This window comes from Rhodospirillaceae bacterium (assembly GCA_018662005.1).
Taxonomy (GTDB): domain Bacteria; phylum Pseudomonadota; class Alphaproteobacteria; order Rhodospirillales; family JABHCV01; genus JACNJU01.
In genome coordinates this window covers 26,473-38,076 of the sequence record JABJHA010000005.1, presented here as the reverse complement: position 1 = coordinate 38,076, position 11,604 = coordinate 26,473, and the positions used below count along the sequence as shown (strand labels likewise).

General features: G+C 49.8%; 12 protein-coding genes and 2 tRNA genes. 11 read left to right on the top strand and 3 right to left on the bottom strand.

Features of this window, described 5'->3' with window-relative positions; all coding sequences use genetic code 11:
* Positions 1-73: 73 nt before the first annotated feature.
* Positions 74-724 carry a protein-L-isoaspartate O-methyltransferase gene (locus tag HOL66_03390; GenBank protein MBT5243268.1) on the bottom strand — a complete coding sequence of 217 codons (651 nt, stop codon included), beginning with the start codon at positions 722-724 and terminating at the stop codon, positions 74-76.
* Between the two features lie 244 nt (positions 725-968).
* On the opposite strand from HOL66_03390, the gene HOL66_03385 reads away from it, so the two are divergent.
* The 3 genes from HOL66_03385 (at position 969) to HOL66_03375 (ending at position 1,519) form a co-directional block, all read left to right on the top strand.
* A tRNA-Cys gene (locus HOL66_03385) sits at positions 969-1,042 on the top strand.
* Positions 1,043-1,050: 8 nt separating this feature from the next.
* A tRNA-Asn gene (locus tag HOL66_03380) sits at positions 1,051-1,126 on the top strand.
* A gap of 108 nt (positions 1,127-1,234) precedes the next feature.
* Positions 1,235-1,519, top strand: coding sequence for a hypothetical protein (locus HOL66_03375; GenBank protein ID MBT5243267.1), 285 nt, complete (start codon positions 1,235-1,237; stop codon positions 1,517-1,519).
* 150 nt (positions 1,520-1,669) lie between these two features.
* Here the strand turns inward: HOL66_03375 and HOL66_03370 are convergent, their stop codons facing one another.
* Positions 1,670-3,553 (bottom strand): PAS domain S-box protein, encoded by a 1,884-nt coding sequence (locus tag HOL66_03370; protein MBT5243266.1) that lies wholly within the window; start codon positions 3,551-3,553, stop codon positions 1,670-1,672.
* A gap of 377 nt (positions 3,554-3,930) precedes the next feature.
* Between HOL66_03370 and HOL66_03365 the strand changes: the two genes are divergently transcribed.
* The 6 genes from HOL66_03365 (at position 3,931) to HOL66_03340 (ending at position 7,487) form a co-directional block, all read left to right on the top strand.
* Positions 3,931-4,317: a hypothetical protein gene (locus HOL66_03365; GenBank protein MBT5243265.1), complete on the top strand. Its 387-nt coding sequence runs from the start codon at positions 3,931-3,933 to the stop codon at positions 4,315-4,317.
* A gap of 284 nt (positions 4,318-4,601) precedes the next feature.
* The gene (locus HOL66_03360) at positions 4,602-4,991 is read left to right on the top strand and encodes a VOC family protein (GenBank protein ID MBT5243264.1); all 390 of its coding nucleotides are present in this window, start codon (positions 4,602-4,604) and stop codon (positions 4,989-4,991) included.
* Between the two features lie 564 nt (positions 4,992-5,555).
* A complete protein-coding gene (locus HOL66_03355) occupies positions 5,556-6,038 on the top strand; it encodes a TerB family tellurite resistance protein (GenBank protein MBT5243263.1) in 483 nt (160 codons plus the stop codon).
* Between the two features lie 84 nt (positions 6,039-6,122).
* Complete coding sequence (locus tag HOL66_03350) at positions 6,123-6,434, top strand: hypothetical protein (GenBank protein MBT5243262.1); 312 nt, start codon at positions 6,123-6,125, stop codon at positions 6,432-6,434.
* A 106-nt stretch (positions 6,435-6,540) separates the two neighbouring features.
* Entirely contained in the window at positions 6,541-6,930 is a 390-nt protein-coding gene (locus HOL66_03345; protein MBT5243261.1) for a hypothetical protein, read from the top strand.
* 386 nt (positions 6,931-7,316) lie between these two features.
* Positions 7,317-7,487, top strand: a complete 171-nt coding sequence (locus HOL66_03340) for a hypothetical protein (GenBank protein ID MBT5243260.1) — start codon at positions 7,317-7,319, stop codon at positions 7,485-7,487.
* 135 nt (positions 7,488-7,622) lie between these two features.
* Here the strand turns inward: HOL66_03340 and HOL66_03335 are convergent, their stop codons facing one another.
* A complete protein-coding gene (locus HOL66_03335) occupies positions 7,623-9,782 on the bottom strand; it encodes a hypothetical protein (GenBank protein MBT5243259.1) in 2,160 nt (719 codons plus the stop codon).
* Positions 9,783-10,039: 257 nt separating this feature from the next.
* Between HOL66_03335 and HOL66_03330 the strand changes: the two genes are divergently transcribed.
* Together HOL66_03330 and HOL66_03325 are read left to right on the top strand one after the other, a co-directional pair.
* A complete protein-coding gene (locus HOL66_03330; GenBank protein MBT5243258.1) occupies positions 10,040-10,951 on the top strand; it encodes an alpha/beta hydrolase in 912 nt (303 codons plus the stop codon).
* 54 nt (positions 10,952-11,005) lie between these two features.
* Positions 11,006-11,440 carry a MaoC family dehydratase gene (locus HOL66_03325; protein MBT5243257.1) on the top strand — a complete coding sequence of 145 codons (435 nt, stop codon included), beginning with the start codon at positions 11,006-11,008 and terminating at the stop codon, positions 11,438-11,440.
* The last annotated feature ends 164 nt before the right edge of the window (positions 11,441-11,604 follow it).

Below are 11,604 nucleotides of genomic sequence, written 5' to 3'. Positions count from 1 at the left end.
GCCGTACACAGGTCAACAGGACTCTGCGGACATACAGAATGCCTTGGCCTTAGAGCTCTTTGGTTCGGCGAGCCTAGAAGGAAAAGGCCGAATCCGTCTCGAATCCGGGAAGTGTCGGGGTGCTGGCGTCGAAGAAAGTCCGGCTGGTGACAACATCGCCGAAACGGGTCATCAGCGTTCCTCTGCCGAAAGCCCCTTGGCCGACAATGCTAACCAGACGCCCGCCTTCGGCAAGCTGATCGCCGAAGCGTTCAGGGATGGCCGAAACCGCACCGTTGATAAAAATAACATCATAAGGGGCCTGGCGGGAATAGCCCCGGGCCAGTCCCCCGCCAACGACGGCGACCGTATCGATGGACAATTCAGCCAAAACCTCATTGGCCTGTTTGGCCAGATCTTCATTTGATTCCAGGGCGACGACGGTGCTGGCCATGGTTGAAAGCACGGCAGCTTCGTAACCCGAACCACAACCAATCAACAGGGCGACATCATCGGACTGAACCTCTGCGGCTTGCAGGAGACGGGCCAGCACCCAGGCTTCCATCAGGTGACGACCTTCGCCAATATCAATGGCTTCATCAACGTAGGCGACCCCCTGCATTGCCTTGGGGACAAATTGTTCCCGCGGCAATTGGGCAAGCGCGTCCATGATCAGGGTATCGGTGACCCTGTTCGGTTTGATCTGGCTTTCCACCATATTGTGGCGGGCGGTTGCGTAATCCATGTTGGCACCGTTTTAAGTGGGTTAAATCATTGTCGTTATTTAATCCGATCAAGGCCGCAAACACAATGACCTAGACCGGAAAAGAAGTACCGCAGTGAGCATTTTTGCAGAACCGCTGAACTTCTCTTGACCGCCCTGAATGATGAGTCTAAGTTCCCCAACCTTCGCTACCCGAACCACATTCGTGTTACGAGGATGCCCGGAAAACGAAGCCACGTTTGACGGGCAAGGCGTGAAAAGGATCGGCGCGGTGGCGGAGTGGCTACGCAGCGGCCTGCAAAGCCGTGTACACCGGTTCGATTCCGGTCCGCGCCTCCAAGCACTGATCCGGCTTAGTTCAGTTGGTAGAACGGTGGACTGTTAATCCATATGTCGCAGGTTCGAGTCCTGCAGCCGGAGCCAAATTCATCAAGGGGTTAGCTAGAAATAGCTGGCCCCTTGTTTGCTTCTAGTAACCAATTAGCAACCACCCGGAGCGGTTTCGGGGTGGGTTTAGAGTAGGAAATGTAGATGCTGTCGGCCTTGTTCTGGCTTTTGATATTTATAGTCGTCGTCGTTGCTGCCATGGTGGTGCGCGAGCGTGCGCGATCCGCCAAGCGGATTCGTGCGTGGTATGAGAACGTGGTGAAAGACCGCCTCGATCTGCTTAAGAAAATTATCGTTTATGGCACCCTCATTCTCTGGATCGGTATTTGGCTGGCAACAAGGGGGGACGATAAAGCCAGTTTTGGAAGTCTTATGGAAGAAATTTCAAACTCTTGGAAGAAACAGGAAAGCCGTTCCCCTACCCCGTGACAATAGCGACGGCGCCAGGGATTCGAGTTTGCTAAAGTTGTTATTTTGCAATGATTCTGGAGTCATAAAATCGCCATGTCCGCTTTGAGGGGGTAAAGCAGACATTATTGCAGGGTGCTGATTAGGACTGCTTCTGACCCATAGCAGACATCAGAGATCAACAGCGGTGCAGGGAATTTCGATCCAGAATTTGCTTCCCTGACCTTCCGTACTTTCAAAATCGATCCTGCCACCCATGAGTTCTACCAGGTTCTTTGAGATAGTCAGGCCGATGCCAGTTCCTTTGATATTGGTGTCGTCAAAACCCAAGCGATTGAACGCCTCAAACAGATGTGGCTGAGAGGTAAGCGGAATACCCAAGCCTGTGTCTTCGACCGTGATTTTGGTCATTCCATTTGCTAACCCTTCGCAGCCTAGAAAAACCTTGCCGCCTTCGGTGTTATATTTGATTGCATTGGTGAACAAATTTAACAGAGCCTGCTTAAATTTGGTTTTGTCGGCCAATACACTGACATTCTCATGACCATCGCACAGGTCAACAAATTCAATACGCCGGTCGTCCATCATCTCGCTAATATATGGAATTATTTCACCGATAATTTCTTTCGGTGGGACTTCTTCAATATGCAGGTCTATCGTCTCGTGCTCCAACTTTGCCAGGTCGAGAATGTCACTGACGAGTTCGAGCAGGTGTTTGCCAGAACTGTTAATATCGTTAGCGTATTCTATATATTTTTCATTGAGGGGACCGAATATTGCTTCCTTCATCGTGTCGGAAAACCCGATAACCGCATTCAGGGGCGTACGCAACTCGTGACTCATGTTTGCGAGGAAGTCGGATTTAGCCCGGTTGGCGGATACAGCCTCGTCCTTGGCTAGAAGTAGACTTTCTTCAATTTGTTTGCGATCAAGATAAGTAGAAATTTTTTTAGCAATAGCTTCAATGAGGTCCCGTTCCTCATTGAGGAATGGCCCTTCGTCCAGTTCAGGTTTTTTCGCCAAGTAAAATACTTCAACCAAACCGGCTTTGCCATCCTGGGCGATGATATCACAAGTCTGTCTCCAGATCGTTTCCTTGAAATTTCCAGTGGTGAATTTGTTATTATTCAAGGTAATTCGGGCGCAGGTAATTTCTGGGTAATGCCAAGCGGGTGGGAGAATGTTGACTGCCCCCTGCAAAGCTTCCTCAATAGATACGTTCGAGTGACTGAGGACTTCCGTAAGCGCATAAAGGCCGGTTAATTCTTTAACCCGTTCGCCAAGATCATGCGTTCGTTTTAATAACTTTTCCTCTGCTTTCTTTCGCTCGGTGATATCCATGACAGTTCCGGACATGAATGTATCATTCGGATCGTCTTCACGGATGGTTTCGCCGATAATATGAATGATTTTTTCCTCTCCATCTGGCAGGGAAATGCGGCATTCTGTATCGAGAATTTCTCCAGATTTAATTGCATTCATCATTTCTGATGCCACCCTGTCACGGTCATCAGGATGAATACTTTTTTTAAAATTTTCTAAGGATGGTTCGATTTCACCCGGCTTGTAGCCAAATATCCGAAAGCGTTCATCGGACCAATAAGCTTCTCCTGTAATAGCGTTGAATTCCCAGCTTCCAATACCAGCAATCCTTTGGGCCTCAGCTAGATTAGCTTCACTTGTTTTCAAGGCTTTTTGTGAAAGAACTTTCTCACTGATGTCTTCGACACTTGACCAGATTAGTTTTTCATTTTTTTCTGTAATAAGAACACCGGATAAGCGAACAGGAAAGCGGCGACCGTCCTTATGGATATATTCTTTTTCGTAAGGTCCGTAATTACCTGTCTTTTCTAGAGAACCCAGTTGTTTCTGTTCTTGTCGTTCATACTCTTTTGGTGTGACTTCCCAATAGGTAAGTTCAAGTGTCTCCTGAACTGTATATCCAAGCATATTAGCATAGGCAGGATTGACGTATGTTAAATTGCCTTCCATATCACAAATTGCCAAGCCGATTGGTAGGACTTCAAATAGCTTATGATTGAAATGGTCCGTCATACCAGAACCCTACATTTAAAAACGTCGCATGAAATACTAATGTAATAGGTTATTTGGGAATGCTGTGTAATGCGTACAAGTAAATGTCCCCTTTTGGCTAAAAGCAAACTCTATTTTCACCACCTGAATACGTCTGCTTTTCTACGCTAAGCAGAAGTCAAATTCACAAAATCCAATTTCTGGAATTTAATGTCCGCTTTTAGGGGGTAGAGCAGACATTATTTAAAGCGGTTGATCACGTCTGGTTGTGACCTGAAGCAGACATCTTAGGGGAGTATTTGAAATAATATAATATTTACAGTTGTAAAATTGTGAATTTTTATATCCACTAGAGTCACGTATTTAATTCAATAAAAATACTCAGGTTCTCTCGCCTAATGTCCATTTCATTCCCCTACACAATTGATGCTGATAAAAAAATTGTTCGCGCTGACGCCTCAGGATTAACGCTTACGAAAGAACTAATCGTCAATTCAGCGAAGACATTTAAAAATGACCCGCTCTGTGATCCAGAGTTCGATTTCATCTTTGACTATTCAGCTATTCTTGGCATTGACATCCCGAACGAGGATTTTAATGCAATCATCAAAGCTGAAGCCAAAGAGAAAGCGTACATAGGAAAGGTGGCCTTGGTAATGGGGAGAAAAAATACCGATTATATATACGCAAGTCTTTATGCAGATGTAGCCCCATCTGATGTCCAACACATGCCTAAGGTTTTTGTCACTATGAAAGAGGCTGAGCAGTGGATTGGTGAGAGGTAGAACGTGAGGACAGTCTAGCTGAACAAGGTCTCTTATTGGCTATTAGCGGACTCAAATTTCACCACCTGATTATGTCTGCTTTTCTACGGAAAGCAGAAGTCAAAATATCAAAAATCAATTTCAGGAATTTGATGTCCGCTTCCAGGGGGTAAAGCGGACGTTATTTTGGGACGCCGTTTACTTCTGTTTTTGACCCGATTCGGACATTCAACTTCGGTTGCGCAACAAGGCTAAGTCACAGAGAATGACCGAGTGTCGATAACACCAATTGGAAGGTCTGTTATATGATTGACGAACAGAACATCCCATCCGGCTATCATTCGATCACGCCCTATTTTACGGTCCGTGATGCGGACAGGTTATTAGAATTTCTGACAACAGCATTTAAAGCAACGATCATCAAAGAAACCAGATATGACAACAAGAAAATCCAGCACGCACGCGTTCGCATCGGAAATTCTATTCTGATGCTAAACGAAAGTACCGATACCTATCCTGTTAATGTTTCGCAGATGCACCTCTATGTCGAAGATGCTGACGAAACTTACACTGCGGCACTTCAATGCGGAGCGACCACGCTGATGGAACCGAATGACCGTCCACACGGGGATCGGATGGCAGGCGTCGAAGATCCGTGCGGCAATATCTGGTGGATTGCGACTTCAAGACGCTAGGTCTGGGTGAAGTCCGGTTGTGGCTATTAGCAGAAGAAATTTCCTCGGCCTGAGAATGTCTGCTTTTCTACGCTTAGCGGACATCCTCATAAAGTAGCCCCGCCACTTGGGCGGGGTTAATGGGTTACTGCAACGCCCTCACCAGCCAATCCAGCACCGGAAGGAACAGGGCAAGGGCGAGACAACGCGGTTCATGCAGAGAGCCATTCGATGTACCCGTGTTTCTCCAAGACGTCCTCAATCTCCGAGATAGAGCCAGCAATCATCTGCCCTACTTTCGATATTGTGTCTGGTTCAGCATTAAGACTGTTAATCTGTATGTCGCAGGTTCGAGTCCTGCAGCCGGAGCCATTTACATCAAGGTCCTAGCTGGAAACGGCTAGGACCTTGATTGCTTCTGGGCAACACATGGGTAACAATCGGGAAGGTAAGGAGCGCTCCTCTGCTAAGGGAGTATGACCTCGCCATTACCAATGGTGCGTTGAAATAGAGCATTCGACTATTAATCGAACGCTCAGGGTTTTCGAGAGACGAGGGTCGGCGTTAGGCTTAAGGAGAAGTGATATGGAAAATGAACCGCTTACGCCGCTGTTTGCCCTAGCGGTATCGATGGCCTATGAAATTAGGGTGGATGAGAAAACCACACCTCAAGAAAAGGGACAGTTGATTGCTCTTTTCGGCAAACTCGTGGAGATGGAAACGATAAATGATGGGGAGTTGCAATCCCTAATAAGCAAGGCCTTCAACTATACCAATAACAACAGTGTTGATGATTTTTTGTTAAATGCCACCCCGGGCCTCTCTGGCACACAGAGGTTAGCCATCATCATAAACCTGTATGACACAATGCAGACTGACGGCCACATAAAGAAGGGGGAACAGGACATTATTCAAAAGTTCGAGAAAGCCTTCAATATTGACAAAAATATTGCGTCCGGAATCAGGAAGTTCCTTATGCTGAAGAACGACACCTCAATTTTTCTTGATCAATCTCACCCCCTTAACAATACGGCCTTTAACTTCGAAGAACTGTTTGTAAAAAAATGAACGAAGGACCTGGGGTGCGGATGAGAGACAAAGTAGATTAAAGGACGCCCCCTAGAATGGAGAAAATATTAAATGTCTCATGACATGGAAGACCACAGCCGGTTATTGCTCGAGATAGACAGGAAAATAAAAACACTTAACAAGGAAATTATCGATCCGATGATTCCCTCGTTAAAGATCGAAGACCTGACGCCCGTAATCAAACTGGTCGCCCACATTCGCGGAGCCTACTTGAAGGAACTCTTCGCTATTTCTTCTGCAAGCGAGGGCATACCATCACATGACCAGATCAAACGACTACGTGAGTTGCGCATCGCCTTCGAGGAGTTTGTCTCCGCAGCCCAAGCCATGGAAACGGCTATCGAACGGGGCTATCTGGAAGTCGAGGAGAAATAGATGAAAGAAACACCCAAACGATCCAAAGAGCGGCCAAAGGAACGCGCCGACATTCCCCGGCGCTCACATAAAGACCGGAGACACAACGTAGCCCCTTGGGAAGAGATTGAACGACGGGTGGCCAACAGGCGCAAAGCTTTTCACCGCCGTGAAGAAGAATCTTGAACGACCTGGGGTTTGGGGTGAGGTTGAGGGAAAAATGAACCTTTCTAAACTTGAATCCACAATCCGTTCGGCATCGGGTGCGGACTCAAACCTGGACAGAAAAATTGCATCGACACTCCATGTAACGGATCGAGACTTCACGTCCTCTGTTGATGCTTGCCTAGACCTGCTGCATGAGAAGCTTCCCACTACCCACTGGCATGTAGGGCGGACGGCAGACGGTGTTGGGGTATATGCCTTTCTTGAAGATGGTGATGTGAAGTGTGAGGCTGAAGCCGTGACAGTGCCGCTGGCATTATTAGCGGTTATTATTCAGGGTTTGGAGGATTAAGTGATGGACCTGTTTGATCTAATCTTACTCGGCATTGCTGCGTTTTTCGTCGTCAAAGTGATTGGGGAATACCGCAAGATAAAAAAAGAGCCGAAAAAAACTGACCCAGACGGAGAGTAGACGACTCAGAACATGCGTCAAAACGGGCAAAAGAAAACCGGCCCTGAATGGTCGGGGCCGGGGGCAAAACTTTATAGATTTATAAGTGGCCTTGGGGTGAATAAAGAGAATGTCTGGTTTTGAAAGAATAAGCTGCTGACGACACCGTCATGGAACCGGTAAGTCCGCATCAAGGTCGTCTTCGCTTGATATTCTAAGATTTGGCACCCTCCGGGTGTTCACCTCAAGACCAATTAAATTATAAGACAAGGGCGAGGGAGAAACAAGTGAACAAGGCTAAAATTTGGCGGGGGATAGTTGGCGTTGGCGTCCTTGTCATTATTGGCTTGGTTGTCGTGACCGTCATTAATGGTCAGTATCTGGAAGCCATTGCCATTAGCTCCGTCGGATCAGTATTTGCCTGGTTCGCACTGGGTGCAGATAGAAAAAACGAGTAAGCGAGACATAATATGGAAGTGCTCTTTGTGCTCATGACTGTCGCAACAGCGGTGATATTTTACTTCATATGGAAATAGCACCGCTCCGGCAATTCCGTCTTGATCTGCTTAAGAAAATTGTCGTTTATGGCACCCTCATTCCGGCAATCCGGCTTTTCTCAAGCCGTCGAGATAACGTTCCATGGTTTTCGATTCCTTGAAATAGGGAAGGTTCTCGCGAAGCTGCGAGATAGTCAGATGGGGGAGAAGTTCCTGCAACTTCAATCGCGCATCCGTGGCTTCTTTAAGTTTTCCTATACTGCCGTAACTGGCGGCCAGTGAGCGATGCCCCCCCGGGAACTGCGGGTTTGCCTGAACTGTCTTTTTTGACCACTCAACCGCTTCCTCGTCCCGGCCGGCGACAAAGGCGGCGATAGCCAGATAGTTGTACCAGGTTGCAACATGGACATCGCGCGGGCTGAGACTGAAAGCCGCTTCGAACTGTTCGCGCGCCCCTTCATAGTCGCCAGCGACACCCAATGCCCCACCCAGGAGAGCCCGGTTTTCAGCTTCGTTCGGGTTCACCTGAACGGCCTTTCGGTAATAACTGAGAGCAACATCGTGGTTCTTTGAAAAGAAATGGGTGGCCCCGATTGCTCTGATCGCCAGGGAATTATTGTCGTCCAGCGCGATGCCGCGTTCGGCGCGCTCAAGGGCCAGGCTGAGCGAGACATCCCGTGAGTCACTCCATCCATAGAGGGCGTCCATAAGATGGGTAACGGCCAGCAACCCATGGTATTGCGCCAGATTGGGGGTTAACTCAATGGCCTTTTGAAGCAAATTTTGTGCCGTTGCGTTGTCATCGCGGGTGAACCGGAAAAAGTGCCAATAAGCACGAATGAAGGCATCCCAGGCGTCAAAATTTCGAACGTCTTTGCGCTGTGTTCGCTCCATCTCGGCGGACAGGAACTGTGGCGCGATGGTGGTGACGATACTCTGCGTTATATCTTCCTGGAGCCTGAAGATGTCCTTAAGTTCCCCGTCGTATTTCTCGGCCCATATATGCGTGTCAGCGACGGCGTCGATAAGTTGGGCGCTGATGCGGACCTGGCCAACGGTTTTGCGGACGCTGCCCTCCAGCACATATTGAACGCCAAGTTCGCGCGCAACATCCCTTACATTTACCGGGGCCCCCTTGTACGAGAAGGTAGAGTTGCGGCTGATGACGTAGAACAATCCAAATTTCGAGAGACCCGTTATGATGTCCTCGGTAATGCCGTCGGCGAAGTATTCCTGGTCGGGGTCTCCACTCATGTTCGCGAACGGCAGGACCGCGATGGAAGGTTTGTCGCGCAAGTGAATGCCCGCAGTCGCATCCGTGGAATCTGTGGACGTGGAAACGGGGGCACGACTATAAGTGTCCCACATTGCCCAGCTAAAGATGGCGACTAGTATTACCGCTGCAACACCAATCCACTGCCGCGGCCTAACCCGGGTCGCCGACGTCAACCCAGCCGTACCTGGGGATTCTTTGTTATGCGTTTCCTCCCCAAAATTCTTGTCGGTCTCCTCGGAATCCAATAGCAGCGCTATACTAGCTCCCTCTCGAATCATTTCCGCAAGACGGATCGTCCGGGCATCCGGATCGGTGTCGAGTTCGAGCCTGAGGGCAGCGGCAACTGCCTGATAATGCTTGAGCGCCTCGGCGCCTCGGCCAGCCATCACATAGGCCGTCATGAGCAGCCGGGCACCGGTCTCGCGCCACGGGTCCTGGGCCTGAAGCTGTATTCCAACCTGGATCGCTCGAGCGCTGTCACCTTCCTTCAGCAGCCGATTGCCAAGCGCCTCCATTGTCACGCAGGCAAGGTCGGCGAGCCGTGCCCGTTCCTGTGCAATCCAGGCTTCGAACGCATCCGAATAAACTGCCGGTTCCTCCATCAGATCGCCACGGTAAGCGGCCACAGCTTCGTCCAGTTTGCCCTCTGCGATGTTGGTCTGGAATTCGGCGACATCGGTTCGGCCCGCAGCACTGCGGAAGGTGACCGTATTGTCGTCCACCTCGAGGGCATCGGCGGCGGCCTCACCAAGGGACTTGCGTAGGGAAAGAATGGCTTGGCGCAGACTCTGGCGGGCCTGGTTCTCTGGGCTCTCGCCCCAAAGGAGGCTGGCTAGGGTCTCGCGTTTGACCTGTTGATCGGGATGTAGGGCCAAATAGGTGATCAAGGCACGGAGCTTGGGACTGCGCACCGGAACCTCATGTCCCAATTCGTCGCGCAGACAAAATTCACCAAGAAGCTCAACACGTATCTGTGCCATTGGCTTGATTCGAGCCCTTTTAAGGTCCTCAAAAAATTGGAATTTAAGATTTCTCGCACTTTATCAGACTTCACGAGTCCCACATACAGCAATGTTTTTTCATTCAAATAGTAAATTGACGGTGGATTGACGCTTCTCCAACGCTTCGGCGAACGCTCGCTTGACATCCTACCCACACAATTCGACGTGTTGGCGCTGAACCAGCGTGGGCGCCAAGGGACATGTTGAATTCTAAAATAATCATAGGAGAAACGGCCATGCAATCCATCGACGTTAACGGCAGAAAAGTTGCATTCCTGGACGAAGGTTCCGGTAAAACCATCGTCCTGTTGCACAGTTCAACCGGCTCGCATAGACAGTGGAAGGCGGCGACCACTGACTGGTCGGATCAATACCGGATCATCGCACCGGACCTTTTGGGTTACGGCGACACGGAACCATGGCCCGGCCCCCGACCCCACACCTTGGCCAACGAGGTCGAGATCGTCGCCGCAGTGATAAACCGCACCGACGACCCCGTCCATCTGGTTGGACATTCCTACGGTGGAGCCATCGCCTTACAGACGGCCATGAAACTGGGCTCTCGCATTGCCAGCCTGAGCCTGATCGAGCCCACAGCTTTTTATCTGCTTGCCCAGGAAGATGACACAGAGCATGAACCTATGACTGAGCTCACCGAAATCGTTGGTGTTGTACGTGACATTGGTAAATCCGTTGTCACGGGTTTTCCGATGGCCGCTGCGCAAAGATTTGTCGAATACTGGTGCGGTGAAGAGGCCTGGTCAAACCTCTCGCCTGATCGTAAATGGCGGACCAGCAATCAAATGCATAAGGTCCACCAGGATTTCCATGCTTTACTGTGTGAGAAATCACCGCTGATAGCGCTGGCCGAAATCAAGACGCCGACACTGATCCTGTGCGGCACCGACTCTCCCCGGCCGACCCGACGACTGACGCGTATCATCGCCGAGGCCATTCCCGGTTCGCGCCATAGCACCATTCCTCATGCCGGGCATATGCTTCCAATTACTCATGCCGCGAAAGTTAATGCACTCATTTTGGAGCACGTGCAGCGGGTTGAGGGTCAAACATCAGAGTCAAGTCCGGCAGTCGTTACGTTTTTCCCAAAAAGAGTAGCGGCCCAGGGCATGCGATTTGCGGACGCCTGATTGCGAGACCGGACCAACAACTTTGTAACTCAAAGCATACCAGGAGAATGGACAATGACATCAACAGAAATATGGCCAAACGGGATGCCCCAGGTTGGCCAGACAGCCCGGAGATCTAGGAAAGTAACAGCCCAAGACATTGAGTTATTCACTGAAATCAGTGGTGACCGTAATCCGCTGCATTATGATAAAGAGGTTGCCAAAGCGACCCGTTTCGGAGGCATTGTGGTTCAGGGTGGTATCACAAGTGCAATTCTGAACGCCGTCGTTGCAGAAGACTTGCCGGGCCCCGGTACGGTGTTCCTACAGGTAAATTGGAATTTCAACGCGCCTGTTCGCCCTGGAGACACCATCACTGGCGAGGTTGAGGTCAGCAAATCACGGCCCGACAAACCCATAACAGAGCTCAAGACCCGTGTTATAAGTGATGATGGCACTGTTGTTCTGGATGGCGATGCGGTTTGCTACACAATGCCAATCCAGAAGTGAGTCTATCCAGCTCTAGATTTATCGGGTTCCCTCTCCTGCACACTGTGCCAACACGATTGCGACACCGCCCAGCGTTGCAGCAGAGACCAGCAACAGACGCAGCGTTAGATCTTCCGAAAGCAAGATAACCCCACCGAAGGCCGTTATTGCAGGGACAGACAGTT